Here is a 20,323-nt window from a genome sequence, read left to right as displayed (position 1 = left end):
TAATGGACACTGTCAGCAATAAAAAGAAACTTCACGTTATTAAGATTGGTGGTAACGTGATCGATAACTCCGAAAATCTTTACCATTTCCTGAAAGACTTTACGGCGTTACAAGGATATAAGGTACTGGTACATGGTGGTGGTAAAGTAGCCACGCAAATGGCCGAACAACTGGGTATCGAATCTAAAATGATAGATGGCCGCCGCATTACCGATATTGAAACGCTGCGGGTAGTTACCATGGTTTATGGCGGCCTGATCAATAAAAATATCGTAGCCCAATTACAGCGTTTTGGTACTAATGCCATTGGCCTTACCGGCGCCGATGGCAATTTCATCAAAGCGGTAAAACGCCCGGTTAAAACCATTGACTATGGGTTTGTTGGCGATCTGAATGACGATTCTGTTGATGCAAGTGCGATCAGTCGTTTATTAGCAGCAGGCTTCACCCCTGTTTTCTCTGCGCTTACCCACGATGGCGACGGGCAATTACTTAATACGAACGCAGATACCATCGCCTCTGCCCTGGCCGTTGCATTGGCAGATATTTACGAAACCACGCTGATCTATTGTTTTGAGAAAAAAGGCGTGCTGCAGGATATTAACGACGATGAATCACTCATCCGCGATATTAACCCTAAAAGATACGAGGAACTGAAAAAGCAGCAGATCATACACAGCGGTATGCTGCCCAAACTGGATAATGCCTTTAAAGCCATTTCATGCGGCGTGAAGGCGGTAGTGATCGGAAAATCTGACGAACTGGGCAGCCTGCAACAGGGCCAGCCATTCGGTACAACTTTAAGCAATTAAAAAATGGACACTAAACATATCAGTATCTTAGGAAGCGGTAACATTGGTTTGTCTTTAGCCAAAGGCTTGGTTAAAGCCGCCATCCTTCCCGAAAAGAATATCACGCTCACCCGCCGCAATGTGGCAGCGTTAAGCAATTATGCCGAGCTGGGTTTTAATACTACCGCGAACAATCCGCAGGCCGTTGCGCAGGCAGATATCGTCGTGTTAGCCGTTCTGCCGCAACAGTTGAATAAACTGCTGGACGAGATCAAGCCGCAATTAAATCCTGAAAGACATCTGCTGATCTCCGTTATCTCTGGCGTAAGCTGCCAGGATATCTGCGATTACCTTCAGATGAACATCCAGGTAGTGCGCGTAATGCCTAACACCGCCATCGCTATCGCCCAATCCATGACCTGTATTGCCACCAGTAACGCTTCTGAAGAGAACATGAAACTGGTGAAGGATATGTTTGATACCGTAGGCGTAAGTATTTACATTAATGAAGAACTGATGACCTCCGCCACTGCGCTTTGCGCCTGCGGTGTGGCCTTCTTCCTTCGTTCTATCCGTGCGGCATCGCAGGGTGGTACCGAAATTGGCTTTCATGCGCACGATGCCCTAAAAATGGCAGCACAAACTGCAAAGGGCGCAGCCGATTTACTGCTTCAGCTGGCTTCTCACCCGGAACAGGAGATTGATAAAGTGACTTCGCCAAAAGGCTGTACCATTGCCGGCTTGAACGAGATGGAACACAACGGCTTCAGCTCTGCTATGATCAAAGGCATTAAAATGTCTGCGGAGAAAGCAGGTGTATTGTATAAAGAAGATTAGTTTTATTGAGTTGCGAGTGATCAGTACCTGAGTTTCCAGGAAACTGAAAGCTGACTCTTTTATATTTTAATTTTAAAGGTTCCTTCGACTGACTTAAATCATCCGGTCACTCGTAACCCGAACCTGACAACTGAATACTCAAATGTTAACTGTAGAGAAAATCGGCGGCACGTCTATGTCTGCCCTTAAAGATGTTATCGATAACATCATTACTTACAATCGCCGGGGCGATGAATTATACAACCGTATTTTTGTAGTGTCTGCATTTTCGGGCGTTACTAACTTATTACTGGAAGATAAAAAGACCGGAAAACCCGGGGTGTATCACCGTTTAGCCAACTTTCAAAACTTCCACCAGCCCCTGCAAAAGCTGACCATCCGCTTAAAAGAGATTAACAAAAGCTATGCAAACCTTGGTTTGAATGTAGCCGTGGCCGATCAGTTTATCGACGAACACATCCAAAAGGCAGAAGGCTACCTCGAAAATCTTTCGGCTATCCTGGCATCCGGCTATGTGAACCGCGAAGGGATTCTGTTAGCTGCGCGGGAAATTCTGGCTTCCATCGGCGAAACACATTCTGCATTCAACTTCACCAACATTTTGCAGAATATGGGCATCAATGCCACTTTGGTAGATCTGAGCGGTTTTGACGATCACCATGCCTACACCATCGACCAGCGGATACACAAAGCCCTGCGCGATATTGATTTTTCTAAGACCATCTGCATTGTAACCGGCTATACCAAAGGAACAGAAGGTATTATGCGCGAATTTGACCGCGGTTATTCTGAAGTTACCTTTAGCAAGATAGCAGTAGAAGTAGAACCGAAGGAAGCCATCATTCACAAGGAATACCACCTGTGTAATGCCGACCCGATGCTGGTGGGCGTAAATAATTGTGCGCCGGTAGGCTTTACCAATTACGACGTGGCCGATCAATTGGCCGACGTTGGCATGGAAGCCATTCACCCGAAAGCATCTAAACCGTTGGAAATACACGGCATCAACCTGCGTATAAAAAACACCTTCGAACCGGAACACCCAGGAACGTTAATCACCAAGGATTATGTTTCGCCACATAAAAAAGTGGATGTCATCACCGGAACCAAAAAGGTAACACTGATAGACATTTACGATCCGCTGATGGTAGGTAACGTAGGTACCGACTTGCAGATTATGCAGGTGTTTGCCAAATACAACGTTAGCTATAGCTTTAAAGCTACCAGTGCGAACAGCATCTCTGTGGTGATCTGGGAGAAAGACATGAACAAAAAACTGATCCAGGATCTGGCGGCGAATTTCGAGAAAGTAACCGTGGAAGATGTGGCTATGGTGTGCCTGATCGGTTCCAATATGGACCAGCCGGGATTGCTGGCCCGTGCGGCATCTGCACTGGCTAATGATAACGTGAATATCATAAGCTGCGGATTTGCACTGCGTAAAGTAAACATCCAGTTCATTATTGCCCGTGATGATTTCGACAGAGCAATTATCACGCTGAATAAAGCAATGGAATAAGTTCCTTTAGACAAAGGATGATGGACGGAAAGACTAAGGATATTTTTGTCCTTTGCCTTTATCTTTCGTCCTTTATCTTTTGTCTATTGTCCTTTGTAATCCGCCATTGTAACTTTTCTATCACCCGCTAACGCTATTTTTCTATTTTTTGCATATTTAAAGTTTAAACTCAGTTCACTTTAATATGCGTAAATTTTTACTGCTTGGTTTATTATTAGCGGGTGCTGCGTCGGCAGAGGCACAACAGGCTAAAAAACCTATCGACCATTCTGTATACGATGGCTGGCAAAGTGTCGCCAATGAGCGTATCAGCAATGATGGCAAATGGATCACTTATGTGATTAAACCGCAACAGGGCGATGCTACCCTTGTGCTTACAGACGTTAAAAACAACAGTCCTTTTAAAGTTGAACGCGCGGACACCGTTCGTTTTACCGGCGATTCCAAATATGCTGTTTTCCTGATCCGTCCGTTTTATGCTGCTGTTCGCCAGGCACGGATCAAGAAAAAGAAACCGGATGAAATGCCGAAAGACACATTGGGTTATCTTACTCTTGGTGCCAAAGCGGTAAATAAAGTACCGGGTGTACGCTCCTTCAAAATTGCAGAAAACGCACCGGTTATCGCTTACCTTGCCCCTTCTGACACAGTTAAGAAACCTGCCGCAGGCGATACTTCTAAACGTGCAGTTGCGACAACAGTTGCCGCCCCAACCCGTGAAGGTGCAGACCTTACCGTTCTTCAGTTAAGCAATGGTAAAAGCCGCATGTTTAAATACGTGACGGACTATCAATTGAGCAAAAATGGCAATATGCTGGCTTTTGCTGTAACCGCTCCGCGGAGATCTAAAGACGTTAAATCTGGTTTGTATATCTACGATATCGCCAAAGACGAGCTAAAAGCAGTAAGCAACGGTCGCGGAACTTATAAAGCATTAGCTTTCGACGAGGCGGGCAAACAACTGGCTTTCGCGGCGGAGAAAAATCCGGAGAAAGCACCGGTAAAGCCGTACAAACTATATTATTACACTACCGGTAAAGATAGTGCACAAGTTTTAGCCTCTCCAGGCAGCGAAGGTATGCCCGCTAAATGGGCTGTAAGCGGCGACGGCCGGGTGTATTTCAGCAAAAATGGCAGTAAGCTTTTCTTCGGGACGGCACCTATTCCAAAAGTCGCAGATACTACCCTGGTTGACTTTGAAACCGCGAAACTGGATATTTGGAATTATAAAGACGATTACCTGCAGCCTTACCAGTTAAAGAATTTACAGCGTGAACTGCGCCGGAACTATTTAGCGGTAATTTACCCTGTCGAAGCAAGCAAAATGATCCAATTAGCAGATCGGGGAATTTCGGATGTGATCGTTCCAACAAATAATAATTCAAGATATGTTTTGGGTGTTACCGATACTGGTGCCCGCGTACAATCCCAATGGGAAGGTGGTTCACGTTCTATCGCGTTTTTAATAGATACTAAAACCGGCGAACGCAAGCAGATCACCCAGCGTTCAAAGTCCAGGTTTAGTTTATCGCCTCAAGGAAACTATGTGGTTTGGTTTGATCCTACCGAACAGCAATGGTTCAGCTATGCTATCGCTACCGGTAAGAAGGTAAATCTTACTGCTGCCACAGGTACTAAGTTAGGTGACGAGGAGAACGATGTACCGGACGATCCGCAAGCATACGGCATAGCGGGCTGGACAACGGAAGATAAAAACATCATGATCTACGACCGTTACGACATCTGGAGCATTAACCCGGAAACAGGAGCGGCAACCAACTTCACCAACGGCTTGGGCAGAAAAAATAAGTTGATCTTCCGTTATGGCATCTTTACCGAAAGAGGCTTTAATACCAGCAGCGACGATGAACGTGCGATTGCCTTAAACAAACCGATGTGGTTACAGGTGCAGAATGAAGTTACCAAACAATGGGGTTTCTATAAGAAGACTGTCGGAACAACAAAAGACCCTGAATTTGTGACCATGGCTCCTTTTGCTTACAGCACCCTGCAAAAAGCAAAAAATGCGGATGTATATATCTACACCAAGCAAAGCTATGTGCAGTCGCCGGATCTGTATGTATCTTCAAACCTGAAGAAAGAAACACGCCTGAGCGCTATCAATCCGCAGCAATCGCAATACAATTGGGGAACAGCCGAATTAGTAAGCTGGACTACCCCGCTCGGCCATCAGTCTAAAGGCATTCTTTATAAACCAGAAAACTTCGACCCGACAAAGAAATACCCGATGCTGGTGTATTTCTACGAAACCTTAACAGAAGGTTTATACGGATACATCCCACCGGCGCCTACACCATCGCGCTTGCCTATTTCTTACTTCGTAAGCAATGGTTACCTGGTTTTTGCACCGGATATCCATTATACTACTGGTCATCCGGGTGCTTCAGCGGTTGAGTATATCAACTCCGGCGTAGAAGCATTGAAGAAAAACAGTTGGGTGGATGATGCACGCATTGGTATACAAGGGCAAAGTTGGGGCGGTTACCAGGTAGCTTATCTGATCACCCAGACCAATATGTACGCCGCGGCCTGGGCCGGTGCACCTGTTGCCAACATGACTTCTGCCTACGGCGGTATCCGTTGGGAGAGTGGTGTAAACCGCCAGTTCCAGTACGAGAAGACGCAAAGCCGTATCGGTACCGATCTTTGGAGCAACCCGCAATTATATATCGAAAATTCGCCGCTGTTCCAGCTACCTAAAGTGCAAACCCCGGTGGTGATTATGAGTAATGATGCCGACGGCGCCGTGCCATGGTACCAGGGTATCGAGATGTTTACTGCGCTGCGCCGTTTAGGTAAACCGGTTTGGCTGCTGCAATATAATGATGAAGCGCATAACTTGGTTCAACGCCGTAACCGTAAGGATATTTCTATCCGCGAAGCACAGTTCTTTGACCACTTCCTGAAAGGTGCACCAATGCCGGTATGGCTGGATAAAGGCGTCCCTGCGGTTGATAAAGGTAAAGACTGGGGCTTGGCTATCAGCGACCAGAAGTAGTCTTTGTTAGAATCAAGAAACAAGAGCCAAAAATCAAGAGGAAATATTATCTATTCAACTGTAACTACCAAACAACAATGGCCTTGCATGTGCAAGGCCATTGTTGTTATTCCAGATAATAATGCCTGATGCTGTTCAGACGGTCGTCCAGCTCGTAGACCCAGGGCACGGCAGTCGGGATGTCCAGCTTGGTCACTTCCTCGTCGCTCAGGTTTTCGATGTATTGGATCAGCGCACGCAAGCTATTACCATGCGCGCTAATGATTACTTTCTGATTCTGCCGCAAAGCCGGGATGATGCTTTCGTGCCAAAAGGGCAAGGCGCGATCCATCGTTTCGCTCAGGTTTTCAGTTAAGGGCAGTTCGCGATACGTCAGGTCGTTATAGCGCAAGTAATGACCAGGAAAACGTTCATCATCTTCAGTAATTGCGGGCGGATGCTCGTGCGGGTCACGGCGCCACTTGTGTACCTGTTCCTCACCATATTTTTCTACTGTTTCTGCTTTATTCAATCCTTGCAGCGCACCATAGAAGCGCTCATTCAAACGCCACGATTTTTCTACCGGGATCCATAAATGGTCAAGCTCATCCAACACCACATGTAAAGTTTTTATAGCACGCTTCAGTACAGAGGTAAAGCCGGCATCAAACGTAAAGCCGTGTTTCTTCAACAATTGCCCGGCTTTTACAGCCTGCTGCATGCCTTCTTCTGAAAGGTCAACATCCGTCCACCCGGTAAATCGGTTCTCTTTATTCCAGACACTTTCGCCATGGCGAAGTAAAACAAGTTTCTGCATATATAGATTGTATACCGCCAAAAGTAAGTATCAGTTTTTAGTATTGGTATTTTACTGCAAATCAATTAGATTGCAATGACCAAATTATACCTAAAACAATCTTTATGACCTTAATTCCTACTACGCCTGCCCCACCGCAGGATACCACGGCCAACCCGGCTCCCCTGGGTTTGTGCGCTTTTGGTTTAACTACCGTATTACTTAACATCCATAACGCGGGTTTTTACGAAATGAACAGCATGATCCTGGCGATGGGCATTTTTTACGGTGGCCTGGCGCAAGTAATTGCAGGTATTATCGAGGCAAAAAAGAATAATACATTTGGCCTTACAGCTTTTACCTCTTACGGATTTTTCTGGCTTTCACTTGTTGGCCTTTTGGTAATGCCGAAGTTGGGTTGGGCAGCACCAGCTTCAAAAGAAGCGATGGCTGCTTATCTGGGCATCTGGGGTGTATTTACTTTCTGCCTTTTCTTCGGCACGTTACGTTTAAACCGCGCCCTTCAGTTTGTATTTGCTTCGCTAACGGTACTATTCTTTTTACTGGTAGCGGCACGCGTAACCGGTAATGAGAGCCTGGAACATTTTGCCGGATACGAGGGGATTGTATGCGGCGCCTCGGCTATTTATACCGGTATTGCCAATGTGCTGAACGAAGTTTACAAGAAAACGGTGCTGCCGATAGGGCCGGTTAACTAAAAGCTTTTTGCTAACTTGGCGGCGATGAAAGATTTCAAAAAATACTACCTTATTCCGGCTGAACCGGCAGACATCTATAACGCACTGACTAACCCGGTTACCATTGAACTATGGACGGGCGATCCGGCTGAAATGTCTACCGAACCAGGGTCTGAGTTTTCGATGTGGGAAGGAAGTATTGTTGGGAAAAACCTGGAATTTGAGCAGGATAAAAAAATTGTTCAGCAATGGTATTTTGACGGTCAGGAAGAAGCTTCCATCGTTACTATCAAACTTCACCCAGATAAAAACGGCACATCTGTAGAGATTCGCCATACCAATATCCCAGACGAAGCTTACCAAGATATTACTGAAGGTTGGGTAGATTCTTACCTAAGTGCGCTTGAAGATTTCTTCACTTTCTAATAAACAGTAAAGCCACCCGATATAGGTGGCTTTACTTATTTCATTTACCTTTTATCTCCTTAGAATAAAGTAAACTCTACGCGGCGGTTTTTCTGACGACCAGCCTCGGTTTTGTTAGTAGCAATTGGTTGTGTTTTACCATAACCTGTTGCTTCGATACGTGAAGGGTTAGCGCCTTTACCTACCAAATATTCTTTCACTGCTTCTGCACGGTCTTTAGACAGCTTCATGTTAGCAGCATCAGAACCTATGTTATCGGTGTGTCCGGCAAGTTTCAAGCTGAAGTTTTTGTTGATCAGGATATCAGCTACACGATCAAGACTTGGGTATGATTTCTCACGGATAACCGCTTTACCAAATTCAAACTCCAAGTTTTTGATCGCTTCGCGAACCACGCGGCGGTCTTCTTCAGTGATAATTACTTTAGTTGGCGCTAACGGACAACCAGAACCATCTACTTTAGTACCGGCAGGTGTGTTCGGACATTTATCGTTGATGTCTAGTACACCGTCGCCATCGCTGTCAGCAGTTAAGCGAGAAATGCTTGCAGATAATGAACTTAGGTTGTTTTTGGTCGCATCCAAGTCAGAACGCAATTGTTGGTTAGCAGCACGCTCAGCATCTAACTGAGATTGTAACGCAGCATCTTTCATCATGTACTCGGTACGCATAGAATTCACCGGGTTATGGGATACCAGCTGTGGTTTTGAACGTTTGCCTAAAGCAAATTCTAAACCGATACTTGCGTAAGAGAACTTATCGTTATTGCTGCCATAGTTATAACCATCAAAGTTATCGCCATCAACAAAGTTTACCTGGTAAGCCATATTTAAATTTACACCAGGTGAAAGGTTGAATTTCAGACCTAAGCCTACAGGAATGTACGCTTGTTTAATGTTGCCGTTTGGCTTGTAATAAGTTTCGGGACCGCCGTTAGCTGCACGTAAACGTGGTGAAAACTGCATTAAACCGAAACCCGCCATAAAGAACGGCTGGATACCATTCTTTTGGTTACGCCAGCTAATGTTAGCCAGGGTAAACTGACCGGTCAAGTCTACTGCATAGTCGATATTTGTTTTATAGCTCTCACGGATAGATGATGTCGCGCTCGGCATTGCACCGCTACCCTCAACATTACCACGGAAGAAACTTAATTGACCGGCAAATGAATGCGAAAATTGGTCGCGTATGAAGCCACCGTAACCGATGTTACTGTTTGGCGTAGCATAATCATCATGACCTCTGAAAATAGTGTAAGGAGTAAGTAAACCTCCGTTTACACCAATAGACCAGGTACGGAAAGCACCCTTTGTAAAAGGTTGAACGTAGTCGGCACGGCTAGTAGAGTCTGTTTGCGCCATCAGTTGATTACCGGTCAGTAATGCTGTGGCCAACAGCAGGGTTTTGTTAAAAATGTTTTTCATAAAAATTAAACTGGTTAAGTGACCATAGCCTTGCGGCTATTTGTGCCCTAAATAGCAAGAGATGTGCCATACGGCTTATAATTGGCACATACCATTGTTTTAAATGTAACAGACCCGATACATATTTAAAAATTGTATATTATTATGTACACCGAGTTTAATTTTTGTGATTTTAATAATAGGCAGTGGCATTTTACCTATTAATTATAAAGAAAAAAAGGGGATTGAATAATAACTATTCAATCCCCCCTCTGGTTAAATATCTGATTTACTATTAAACTGCCGCAGCAGCTAAAGCCTGTTCTATATCCGCAATAATATCGGTTACTTTTTCCAAACCTGTAGAGATACGGATAAGCCCCGGTGTAATGCCTACGGCCAAACGTTCCTTTTCAGTAAGTTTAGAATGCGTTGTACTTGCCGGGTGCGAAGCAATGCTACGGCTATCGCCTAAGTTGGCGGTAACAGAAAGCATGTTCAGGGCATTAAGGAATTTGCGGCCTGCTTCTACCCCACCTTTCACTTCAAAACACAGTACGCCCCCACCTGCTTTCATTTGCTTCAAGGCGATATCATACTGCGGGTGCCCTTCCAGGAACGGATATTTCACCCAGCTTACGCTTTCATTCTGCTGAAGCGCTTTAGCAACCTGCAAAGCGTTTTCGCAGTGGCGCTGCATCCGCACATCAAGTGTTTCCAAACTTTTGCTTAACACCCAGGCATTGAACGGCGACATTGCCGGGCCTGTGTTACGGCAGAAAAGATAGATTTCTTTAATCAGATCGGCGCGCCCTACGATAACACCACCGAGTACCCGGCCTTGCCCGTCTATCCATTTGGTTGCGGAATGGATCACCAGATCGGCTCCAAAATCAACCGGACGTTGCAATAACGGCGTTGCAAAACAATTATCTACGTTCAGGATCAGTTTATGCTTTTTGGTAAACTGTCCGGCCCATTCCAGATCAATGATCTCTAATTGCGGATTGGTTGGCGTTTCCAGGTATACCATTTTCGTGTTAGGCTGTACCGCGGCTTCCCAGGCTTCCTTATCGTTAGCGGCAACTAAAGTACAAGTGATGCCGTAACGCGGCAAAAATTTGGTCACTGTAGTAAACGTACTGCCGAAAACAGAGCTGCAGCAGATCATATGGTCGCCCTGTTTTAGTAACGCCATAAACGATCCGAACACGGCAGCCATTCCTGTAGAAGTTGCGAAACCATCCTCAGCACCTTCCAGCATACACATCTTCGCAATAAACTCATCTACATTCGGATTACTGAAACGGCTATAGATATTCTCGTCGTTTTCATCAGCAAATGCCGCACGCATCATCTCGGCATCATCAAAAGTAAAACTACTGGTAAGATAGAGCGGTGTAGAGTGCTCTTTCTGTAATGTTTGAGGAGCCCTTAACCTGATCGCCAGGCTAAGCGGATCTAATTCGTTAGACATATGATAAGAAGAATATGTTTATACTTTGTGAATGAATACCTTAGTCTGAATTTCGCTGCCCGATTTTTGAAGGGTCGCAGCTACAGAACAATATTTATTAATAGACAGATCTACCGCACGTTTGGCTTTATCTTCATCTATATCGCCGTAAAGGTGAAATTCAACCGTAATATTTTTCCATAAAGACGGTTCAACATTTGGTTCGCGATCGCCGCTGATTACCATTTTATAATCCTTTACATCCTGACGCTGCTTCTTCAGAATGCTGATCACATCGATACCCGAACAACCTCCAAGTCCCATCAACAACATCTGCATCGGGCGAACGCCAAAATCCCAGCCGCCACTTTCAGGGCTGGTATCCATTCGTACTGTGTGACCGTTTGAATCCGTTGCTTCAAAGCCAAAGTCACCTTTTACTCTTTTTAGTTCTATTAAAGGCATAACTTTAGTAACAATTATTGAAGGCTAAGTTAGGATTTTATCGCTATTCATTTGTTTCAAAAGCGTAAATCGGGCCAATTCGGCCCAATAAATAACACTGCCGTGAATAAACTTTCTCGGCCCCTTCTTTCTATCCGGATAAACGATTACCGTGACCTGTGAAATGCGGTTAGCCGTTGTTTCGGTCTTTAACCGGGATCACCAGCTTCAAGCCCGACCATACTTCGTCAACGGCACATACTTTTACATCTATCAAGCCCTGTTCAATCGCGTAATTTCTGATCAAATCTTCTGTAATATCAGTAGGCACTTTTGATGCCTTTTTTGGCCATGATACCCAGATAGCGCCGGCCGGCGTAATAGCTGTTCTTAATAACGGAAGAAGATCGAACAGCTCTTTTTTATCCTTAGTAAAAAAATGAACCATATCGTGAGCTGAAACGCCGTCGAAATACAAGTCGGCAGGCAGATCATTCTGAAAAAGATCCATGTAATACTCAGGCGGGTTAATCAATTTCAACCTGAAGCCAGGTTTAATCCCTAATTTTTTTGCGAGAGGTGTTCCGGAGTAACCTGTGGTTTTTAATTTAACAGTATCCATAATCAGTCTACATCAAGCAATTTAACAACTGTCAATAAAAATACAGCTAAAACCCCTAACTTGTTGGCCTGTATTTTAATTCGAATGGCTTTAAATTATATCTGGATAGCTTTTTTTGTGATCGCCTTTGCCGTCGGTTTGGTTAAACTGATATTTTTTGGCGATACAGAGTTGTTTAAGCAGATGGTGGAAGGTTTGTTTGATACCACCAAAGCTTCGGTAATGGATTTCGCCCTGCCGCTTGCGGGTACCATGGCTTTCTGGCTGGGCATTATGAACATTGGGGAGAAAGCCGGAGCGATCAATTTCCTTTCGCGCATTGTTGGCCCGTTCTTTAGCCGTCTGTTTCCTGAAGTTCCTAAGAACCACCCCGCAAACGGCGCCATGCTGATGAACTATTCGGCTAACCTGCTCGGCCTGGACAGTGCCGCTACCCCCCTGGGCATAAAAGCCATGGAAAGCCTGCAGCAGTTGAACCCGGATAAAGAAAAGGCTTCGAACGCGCAGGTAATGTTTATGGTGCTGCACGCTTCGGGCTTAACGTTGTTACCTGTAGGCGTTATTGCGCAACGTTTCATTCTCGGCTCTAAAGACCCCAGTGATATTTTTATTCCTATAATCATCGTCACCTACGTATCTACCTTAACCGGCCTGATACTGGTATCTATCAAACAACGGATCAACCTGTTCGATAAAGTGATCCTGGCTTGGCTTGGCGGTCTGACGCTTTTTATCGGTGGTATCGTTTTTTACTTCGCAGAATACCTGTCGAAACAACAGATCAGCGAGGTATCCAAGGTGTTCAGTAACGTAATGCTACTCACTATCCCGGTGGTTTTTATTGTAGGTGGTTTTTATAAAAAGGTAAATGTTTTCGAGGCATTTATAGAAGGTGCCAAGGGCGGCTTTGAAACTTCGGTTAGAATTATCCCTTATTTGGTCGGCTTACTGGCAGCGATCAGCCTGGTGCGTACCTGCGGTGTGCTGGATGCTATTGCGGCGGGTTTCCGTTACTTTTTCGGCCTGTTTCATATTGATACCTCATTTGTTGATGTGATTCCAATCGTACTGGTACGCCCTATGAGCGGGCAGGCGGCCAGGGCCATGATGATCTCGCTGATTAAACCGAACCCGGATAATTTTATCGGTCACCTGGCCAGTGTGCTGTACGGCTCTTCGGATACCATCTTCTACATCGTTGCGCTTTATTTTGGCGCGATAGGTATCAAGAAAACAAGGTATGTGATCCCGATCAGTTTGATGGGCGACCTTGTGGGCGTTATCGTGGGTATTTTTGTGTGTTACCTGTTCTTCGGCAGATAGTTTTTAATCCAATGAAAAATCTTTTTTACGCATTATTATTAGGTATGGCAGTTAGTGAAAGTTCGGCGCAAAGCAAACAGCAGATGACGCCCGAACTGTTATGGAAACTCGGTCGCTTAGGAAGTGAAAATATTACGGCAGACGGTAAAAGCTTTATTTATAGCGTTACGCATTATAACATGGCCGAAGCAAAAGGCGAAAACATGTTATACCGGATACCGGCTGCGGGCGGGCAGGCCGTTGCCATTACTAAAGAACCCGGCAGCAGGCAGATCATCAAAGTTGAACCTGATGGAAACGTGATTTATTTTTTTGAGGATCACCTTTGGCGGATGGATCAGAATGGCGAGCACGTGACCAAACTGACTACCCAACCTTTGGCAGATGCCGATAACGTACAGCTTTCGCCGGATGGGAAAAAGATTATGTTTACCCGCGAAGTACTGGTGGTAAAAGTTCAGGGTAAAGACCGCTACCCAGATCTGCCTAAGTCTAACGCCTACGTATTTACCGATCTGAATTATCGCCATTGGGATACCTGGGAAGATGGTAAATTTTCGCATGTGTTTGTAGCCGATTATGATAATGGTAAGATCACGAATGAGCAGGATATTATGGCGAATGAGCCGTATGATACGCCGCAAAAACCTTCAGGCGGTGCCGAAGACCTGATCTTCAGTCCGGATGGGAAAAGTGTAATTTACGTTTGCAAGAAGAAGTTTGGCAAAGCCTACGCCCAGAGCACCAATACCAACTTGTATCAATACGATCTGACTTCCGGCGTTACCCGTAACCTTACCGATGGAATGAACGGCTATGATAACAACCCGGCTTTCAACAAGACCGGAGAAAAGTTAGCCTGGCTCAGCATGAAAGAGGATGGTTACGAAGCGGACAAGAACGACATCGTTCTGATGGATGTGAAGAGCGGCAACAAAGTAAACGTGACCGCCCAATGGGATGAAACGGTGAGTTCGTTCAAATTTAGTGAAGACGGCAACCGCATCTTTTTTGTTGCGGTGAAAGACGGGACTGAGCAGTTGTTCCAGATCGACCTTCGTTTACGGGTAGCACCCGGCTCGCCGCAGGCTATCCGGCAGATCACGCACGGGCAGTGGGACGTCAACAGCATCGCGGCACAAAAAGGAAATACCGTTTACGTCCACCGGACAGACATGAACCATGCTGCAGAACTTTATGCCGTAAATACTGCGAACGGCGCAATGACCCAGGTAACACGTATCAATAACGATATTTATGACGGCCTGGCGATGAGCCGCGTTGACGCACGACACATTAAAACAACGGATAATAAAGATATGCTGGCCTGGGTAATTTACCCGCCGGATTTCGATCCCGCTAAAAAATATCCAACTTTACTTTATTGCCAGGGTGGCCCGCAATCCGCCTTATCGCAGTTCTACTCTTTCCGTTGGAACTTCCAGCTTATTGCTGCACAAGGCTATATCGTAATTGCACCTAACCGCCGGGGAATGCCGGGCCATGGTGTGGAATGGAACAGGGCGATCAGCGGTGATTGGGGCGGCCAACCGATGAAAGATTACCTGTCTGCCATCGACGACATCAGCAAAGAGCCATTTGTGAATAAGAACCGTTTAGGCTGCGTAGGTGCAAGTTATGGTGGTTACTCTGTTTACATGCTAGCGGGCATCCACAATAAAAGATTCAAAACCTTTATTGCCCACGATGGCCTCTTCGATTTAAAAAGCTGGTACGGAACTACCGAAGAACTATGGTTCGCCAATAAAGACATTGGCGGTAACTACTGGGATAAGGACAACAAAACAGCCCAACGTTCTTACGATAAATTTAACCCGAGCAATTACATTGATAAATGGGATACGCCAATCATGATTGTTCAGGGAGGCAAGGATTACCGTGTGGCGATTGAACAAGGTTTAGAGGCCTTCCAGGCGGCACAGTTAAAAGGCATTAAATCTAAGCTGCTTTACCTGCCAGATGAAAACCATTGGGTAACCAAACCGCAAAATGCCCTGGTATGGCAACGAGAATTTTTCAACTGGCTAAAAGAGACCTTATAAGCTGACACAAATAAATTTACTGGCGATAAACAACATTTATCGCCAGTAATAACTTTCTAACTATTCGTTTAAAAATAATTTTTTAAACATAACGACAACTTTTCTAAATCATCCCCGTATACGTCCTCATAAATTGCTGTTACGGCAATGTACAAGCTAATCCAACGCCCTAATTCTGTTGACTATTGGTTTGTTATTGCCCCAGCTTTTGTTTAAGAGGGTGATATAAATGAGGATGACGATTAAAAGGCCACAAGGGCTGAAATTTTTCTTTGCTTTTTCGATTTGCTTGCTTTTTTCGCTGGTTTCCTTTGCGCAAACGGTAAGCATCTCGGCCATTGATCTTGGCCCCTACACAGCGGGATCAACCATAGCCGTAAGATTAAACCTCGACTATACCTCCAGCAGTTTTCCTAAAGACAACGTTTTTGAACTTTGGCTATCAGATGCCAACGGGAGTTTTGGGGCTGAAAAAAAGATCGGCACTTACAATGGTTTCGGTATCAACGGTTCTTACGCCACCTTTATTAACGGTATCATACCAACCGATGCCACACCGGGAACGTACGCTGTCCGGGTAAAAAGTACTAAACCCGCTACTGTAAGCGCGGCTTCTGCCACATTCAATATTACCTCTGGCGATGCTGTTAAAGCAGGCGTAAACTCTACCCCGCTCAACCCTTCCTATCCCGAAGTTTATGGCAACTGTAACAGTGACGATAATATTAACTATACTTTTACCAACGCTTCTGCCAATGCTTCGCAGGTAAGCCTGACATTTTTCAACGATCTTTCTGGCGGAACAAACGAAAACAGCGGCACCTTTAGCTCTAATTTTTACAACTTCAAAGCACGTGCGGCTAATTATACCGTTTTCGTAAAAGCCGTTGGCCCAACCGGTACCGTAGCAACCAAAGCATACCTGCTACTAAACAACATACAAAGGGCCACATTCGGTACCATTTCAGACGGCCCTGTCTGTCTGGTTAATGGCGTGGCGGTTTCCTCTTGTATTACGGATATTGCTTCTTCTACAGGTATCCAGTATAATTTCCCGGGTACGCTTTACACCATTAAATGGGGCGACGGCACCAATAACGTTTATACCTTCGCTGAAATTAAAGCTAAAAACGGGATATTCACCCATACCTACAGTTCTTCCTCTTGTGGTTTAAAGGATGGGCAAACCGTTACCAACTCGTTCAAAGTAACACTAACCGCAAGTAATACCTTCTGCCCGTCAAGTGCAGAAATCGGCACCTATCAGGCTATTCTTCAACCACCGACCAACAGTATAACCGGCCCGGCTACTACGTGTACCAATACCGCCACAATTTTCACCAACTCTTCTTTTCCGGGGCAATCTGCAAGTAGTAAAACTTCCAACTGTTCAGATCCTAACGTCTTGTACAGCTGGTTTGTGGATGGTGTTCAACAAGCGGCAAATCTGAAAGTAACAGATAAATTCAGCTACACGTTTACCACCAATGGCAGCCATACTGTTGCCGTAAGATTACAAAATAGCGCTAGCGGTTGCTACCCGCAGGATTTTGTTCATACTATCTGCGTGCAGGATCCGCCAACGGTGAAATTCACCTTAGATAAAAATACTATTTGCGCACCAGACCAGGTTGCTGCTACAGACAATACCGTTCTCGATAACACCTGTACTAACAATTACGTTTACAATTGGACAGTTACCCCTGCAACAGGCGTTAGTTTTGTTAATGGCACTAATAAAAACAGTAAAGCACCTGTCTTCAAATTTACTACAGAGGGTGCCTATACCATTCAATTACAGATCATTTCGCCTACCAATACTTGTATCACAAAAACCTACAGCGATATTGTATATGTGAACGCGGCACCAAAGGCAGCGCTTTCGCCAGACTTTGCTTCCTGCGGCAAAGGGCAAACCCTGACCTTTGATAATACGGCTAACTCTAAAACCAAGGTTACCTTCTCGGGGACCAGCCAGGTTCAGGCAGACACCTACACCTGGACGGTTACTGCACCGGCTGGAGCAGGTGCAGCCCAGTTTGTCAATAACACGAATGCCAACAGCCAGTATCCGGCTATCCTATTCCCTGATTTTGGTAAGTACACCATTACCGTTGCACAGAAGAATGCCTGCGGTATCACGTCAGTAGCTACGCAGAATATTAACTTCCAGGATGCACCTACGGTTAATGCAGGGCCTGATGTATTGATTTGTCCGGGAAATACTGTTAATCTGAACGCTACCGTCTCTGACATGACCAACATCAGCGGCGCGCCTACCTGGAGTGGAGGAACAGCCGCCGGTTTTTCAGACATCCATGCCTATAACCCGGTTTATACACCAACCGCAGCCGAAATACAGGCGGGTTCAGTTACGCTAACAATCAGCGTACCGACAAAATTAGCAGGCAACTGCAACATCATTACATCGAGTATAAAAATTAGTATCCGCCCTGTAAACAATATTACAAGTGCTGCAACCAAATCGATATGCTCGGGTACCCCATTGGCTTATCAAATTACCTCGAGTGTGCCTAACAGCACATTTACCTGGACGGCGACGGGATCTAACAACGCATCGGGCTTCGCCACCTCTGGCAGTGGAAACATTACAGAACCTAACGTGGCCAACAGCAGTGCTGTTAACCCGGCAACAATCACGTATACCATTGTTCCGCATGCAGATGGGTGTGATGGAAATCCGTTTACACTAACGGTGAACATTGTGCCTAAACCGGTAATTAAAGCAACTGCCCCGGCACAGATTTGTAGCGGGCAACCTGCAAATATTGCTTTAAGCTCTAACGTTACCGACACAAAATACACCTGGACAGCAACATCCACTTTCACCCAATTAACGGGCTTTAATAGTTCGGCTACGCCTACCACTTCAAGTACTATAGCAGATGTGCTGGTGAATAATGGCACCGTACCTGCAACCGTTACTTACGTTATTTCTTCAAACGGTGGCGCTGATGATTGCGCGGGTAATACAGAAACGGTTACCATCACCGTTCAGCCTAAAACGCCGGTTGCCAATGCCGGTGCAGATAAAAAGCTATGCGGAGCCGCTAATGTTCAGTTAGAAGGCAATGACCTAGGCGCGGGTGGGCAGGGCTTGTGGACTTTGCAATCCGGGCAAACAGGCATCACTTTCGACGATGCCACCAAATTCAACACAAACGTTAATGGACTGAAAGAAGGACAGATCTACACCTTCCGGTGGTCTTCAAAAGGGATTGCACCTTGCGGCGACAATTATGATGAAGTTATTATCCGCAACGAAATAGCCGTTGTGAAAGCTGACTTCAAGGTCGATAAGGCCTCTGGCTGCGACCCGTTGACGGTTCAGTTCAGCAATAATTCGTCAGACGGAGACGGCATCAGTTACATGTGGGATTTTGGTAATGGCGTTACCTCTACCTTGCGTAATCCTGCAGCTCAGGTATTCAGCGCGCAAAGTAACGGCAAGGATTCTATATATGTGGTAAAATTAACCGTAACTAATGGCTGTAGTTTTGCAACAACCACCGGTACAATCAGGGTTCAATCCAAAACCCCGGTAGCCCGTATCGCTCCGGATAAAACTACCGGCTGTATCCCGTTTGTGGTTAATATAGAAAATATATCTCCGGGTACGAACGACCAGTACACTTATTACTTGTTAAACTCAGCCGGTACCGTGATTGCGCAAAAAATCAGGACAGATAAAGAAGCGCAACCATTTACCATTAATACACCGGGGACTTACCAGGTATATATGACGGCGCAAACACAATGTGGCGCTGCATCGACGTTAAAATATCAATTAGTGGTTGCTCCCGGAAATATTGTAACCCGTTTAACTGTAGATGGCACACAAACCCGCGGTTGTTCGCCCCTAACGGTTACTTTCCACAACGGTACTACAGGCGCATCTCTTTTCAGATACGAATGGAACGACGGTACACCTCCGTTGACGACCACCAGCACGGACGATGTAACCCACACCTTTGCTAAAGGCGGCGATTATAATGTGGTGATGCATGCCGCTAATAGTTGTGTTACAGATGCACCTTCTGCACCTATCGCCATCCATGTGAATTATGCCCCTGTCGTTGCCTTTAAAGCAGATGTAACTACCGGCTGCAAAAGGCTAACCGTCCATTTCACGAACAACACAACAGATCAAAGCGTTAGTCAGCAGAGCGACTTGCGGTTCGACTGGGACTTCGGCGATGGATCAGAACATTCTGGTGAGATCAACCCGGTGCATCATTATACCACTTTTCAGGGTTCACCTTTCACCGTCACCCTAACTGTTACTAACGGTACCGGCTGTACAACGCAGCTCGTGATGCCTGGTCTGATTACTATCAATAGTTCTTCCTTGACAGACTTTACCGTTCGCCCGGATTCGGTTATTGAAATACCTAATTACAAGTTCTCATTTATCGACCGGACGACAAATAACCCCATTTCATGGCGTTGGGACTTTGGCGACCATAGCGCGGTTTCATCAGAAAGAAACCCAGACCATACCTATGCCGATACCGGATTGTACAAGGTGACATTGACCACCACCAACCAATTCTGCGATAGCACCAAAGTGCATTACGTTAGGGTAAAAGGTGTACCCGGCCAATTATTCATGCCGAATGCTATGATGCCTAACAGCCTCACGCCGACGGTAAGAACATTTACCATAAAGGGTTCCGGGTTGAAGGATTACCACCTGCAAATATTCGACAATTATGGCAGGGTAATTTTTGAAACCAGCAAACTAAGCGAAAAAGGAGAACCGCTTGAAGCCTGGGACGGTACCTTTAAAGGATCGCCGGTACCGCAGGGCGTATACATATGGCAGGCAACGGCCACCTTTATTAACGGTAACGAGTGGCGCGGCATGTCTTACAACGGTGGAGCACCAAAAAGAACAGGAGTAATACATTTATTAAGATAACGTGA

The 20,323-nt window shown here is 45.6% G+C and carries 14 protein-coding genes; 9 read left to right on the top strand and 5 right to left on the bottom strand.

The features are described 5' to 3' along the window. Window positions 1-2 precede the first annotated feature (2 nt). The 4 genes from argB (at window position 3) to MUY27_RS17690 (ending at window position 6,166) form a co-directional block, all read left to right on the top strand. On the top strand, window positions 3-812 hold the full coding sequence (gene argB / locus MUY27_RS17705) for an acetylglutamate kinase (RefSeq protein WP_245132274.1): 810 nt from the start codon (window positions 3-5) through the stop codon (window positions 810-812). Window positions 813-815: 3 nt separating this feature from the next. Then, window positions 816-1,628 carry a pyrroline-5-carboxylate reductase gene (gene proC, locus MUY27_RS17700; RefSeq protein ID WP_245132272.1) on the top strand — a complete coding sequence of 271 codons (813 nt, stop codon included), beginning with the start codon at window positions 816-818 and terminating at the stop codon, window positions 1,626-1,628. A gap of 142 nt (window positions 1,629-1,770) precedes the next feature. After that, complete coding sequence (locus tag MUY27_RS17695) at window positions 1,771-3,147, top strand: aspartate kinase (RefSeq protein WP_245132271.1); 1,377 nt, start codon at window positions 1,771-1,773, stop codon at window positions 3,145-3,147. A 184-nt stretch (window positions 3,148-3,331) separates the two neighbouring features. After that, window positions 3,332-6,166, top strand: a complete 2,835-nt coding sequence (locus tag MUY27_RS17690) for a S9 family peptidase (RefSeq protein ID WP_245132268.1) — start codon at window positions 3,332-3,334, stop codon at window positions 6,164-6,166. 106 nt (window positions 6,167-6,272) lie between these two features. Here the strand turns inward: MUY27_RS17690 and gpmA are convergent, their stop codons facing one another. After that, a complete protein-coding gene (gene gpmA, locus MUY27_RS17685; protein WP_245132266.1) occupies window positions 6,273-6,962 on the bottom strand; it encodes a 2,3-diphosphoglycerate-dependent phosphoglycerate mutase in 690 nt (229 codons plus the stop codon). Between the two features lie 104 nt (window positions 6,963-7,066). Here gpmA and MUY27_RS17680 point away from each other — a divergent pair, with 104 nt between their 5' ends. Next, complete coding sequence (locus tag MUY27_RS17680; RefSeq protein ID WP_245132264.1) at window positions 7,067-7,660, top strand: acetate uptake transporter; 594 nt, start codon at window positions 7,067-7,069, stop codon at window positions 7,658-7,660. 24 nt (window positions 7,661-7,684) lie between these two features. Then, window positions 7,685-8,065, top strand: a complete 381-nt coding sequence (locus tag MUY27_RS17675; protein WP_245132263.1) for an SRPBCC domain-containing protein — start codon at window positions 7,685-7,687, stop codon at window positions 8,063-8,065. A 59-nt stretch (window positions 8,066-8,124) separates the two neighbouring features. Here the strand turns inward: MUY27_RS17675 and MUY27_RS17670 are convergent, their stop codons facing one another. The 4 genes from MUY27_RS17670 to MUY27_RS17655 form a co-directional block, all read right to left on the bottom strand. Further along, entirely contained in the window at window positions 8,125-9,489 is a 1,365-nt protein-coding gene (locus MUY27_RS17670; protein WP_245132261.1) for an OmpA family protein, read from the bottom strand. Window positions 9,490-9,763: 274 nt separating this feature from the next. Next, window positions 9,764-10,945, bottom strand: a complete 1,182-nt coding sequence (locus MUY27_RS17665) for a trans-sulfuration enzyme family protein (RefSeq protein ID WP_245132259.1) — start codon at window positions 10,943-10,945, stop codon at window positions 9,764-9,766. 18 nt (window positions 10,946-10,963) lie between these two features. After that, a complete protein-coding gene (locus MUY27_RS17660; RefSeq protein ID WP_245132257.1) occupies window positions 10,964-11,389 on the bottom strand; it encodes an OsmC family protein in 426 nt (141 codons plus the stop codon). 169 nt (window positions 11,390-11,558) lie between these two features. After that, a complete protein-coding gene (locus MUY27_RS17655; protein WP_245132255.1) occupies window positions 11,559-11,990 on the bottom strand; it encodes a DUF3052 domain-containing protein in 432 nt (143 codons plus the stop codon). An 84-nt stretch (window positions 11,991-12,074) separates the two neighbouring features. Between MUY27_RS17655 and MUY27_RS17650 the strand changes: the two genes are divergently transcribed. The 3 genes from MUY27_RS17650 (at window position 12,075) to MUY27_RS17640 (ending at window position 20,318) form a co-directional block, all read left to right on the top strand. Beyond that, window positions 12,075-13,313: a nucleoside recognition domain-containing protein gene (locus MUY27_RS17650; protein ID WP_245132254.1), complete on the top strand. Its 1,239-nt coding sequence runs from the start codon at window positions 12,075-12,077 to the stop codon at window positions 13,311-13,313. Window positions 13,314-13,324: 11 nt separating this feature from the next. Further along, a complete protein-coding gene (locus tag MUY27_RS17645) occupies window positions 13,325-15,376 on the top strand; it encodes a S9 family peptidase (RefSeq protein ID WP_245132253.1) in 2,052 nt (683 codons plus the stop codon). 235 nt (window positions 15,377-15,611) lie between these two features. After that, complete coding sequence (locus MUY27_RS17640; RefSeq protein ID WP_245132252.1) at window positions 15,612-20,318, top strand: PKD domain-containing protein; 4,707 nt, start codon at window positions 15,612-15,614, stop codon at window positions 20,316-20,318. The last annotated feature ends 5 nt before the right edge of the window (window positions 20,319-20,323 follow it).

This window comes from Mucilaginibacter straminoryzae (assembly GCF_022953055.1).
GTDB lineage: Bacteria > Bacteroidota > Bacteroidia > Sphingobacteriales > Sphingobacteriaceae > Mucilaginibacter > Mucilaginibacter straminoryzae.
Note: the sequence above shows the minus strand (reverse complement) of the source record. Positions and strands in the feature narration are given on the sequence as shown.

Bases quoted from the DNA above. Each gene is read 5' to 3' on its own strand.
- argB (WP_245132274.1), top strand. From the start codon at position 3: ATGGACACTGTCAGCAATAAAAAGAAACTTCACGTTATTAAGATTGGT.
- proC (WP_245132272.1), top strand. From the start codon at position 816: ATGGACACTAAACATATCAGTATCTTAGGAAGCGGTAACATTGGTTTG.
- MUY27_RS17695 (WP_245132271.1), top strand. From the start codon at position 1,771: ATGTTAACTGTAGAGAAAATCGGCGGCACGTCTATGTCTGCCCTTAAA.
- MUY27_RS17690 (WP_245132268.1), top strand. From the start codon at position 3,332: ATGCGTAAATTTTTACTGCTTGGTTTATTATTAGCGGGTGCTGCGTCG.
- gpmA (WP_245132266.1), bottom strand. From the start codon at position 6,962: ATGCAGAAACTTGTTTTACTTCGCCATGGCGAAAGTGTCTGGAATAAA.
- MUY27_RS17680 (WP_245132264.1), top strand. From the start codon at position 7,067: ATGACCTTAATTCCTACTACGCCTGCCCCACCGCAGGATACCACGGCC.
- MUY27_RS17675 (WP_245132263.1), top strand. From the start codon at position 7,685: ATGAAAGATTTCAAAAAATACTACCTTATTCCGGCTGAACCGGCAGAC.
- MUY27_RS17670 (WP_245132261.1), bottom strand. From the start codon at position 9,489: ATGAAAAACATTTTTAACAAAACCCTGCTGTTGGCCACAGCATTACTG.
- MUY27_RS17665 (WP_245132259.1), bottom strand. From the start codon at position 10,945: ATGTCTAACGAATTAGATCCGCTTAGCCTGGCGATCAGGTTAAGGGCT.
- MUY27_RS17660 (WP_245132257.1), bottom strand. From the start codon at position 11,389: ATGCCTTTAATAGAACTAAAAAGAGTAAAAGGTGACTTTGGCTTTGAA.
- MUY27_RS17655 (WP_245132255.1), bottom strand. From the start codon at position 11,990: ATGGATACTGTTAAATTAAAAACCACAGGTTACTCCGGAACACCTCTC.
- MUY27_RS17650 (WP_245132254.1), top strand. From the start codon at position 12,075: ATGGCTTTAAATTATATCTGGATAGCTTTTTTTGTGATCGCCTTTGCC.
- MUY27_RS17645 (WP_245132253.1), top strand. From the start codon at position 13,325: ATGAAAAATCTTTTTTACGCATTATTATTAGGTATGGCAGTTAGTGAA.
- MUY27_RS17640 (WP_245132252.1), top strand. From the start codon at position 15,612: ATGACGATTAAAAGGCCACAAGGGCTGAAATTTTTCTTTGCTTTTTCG.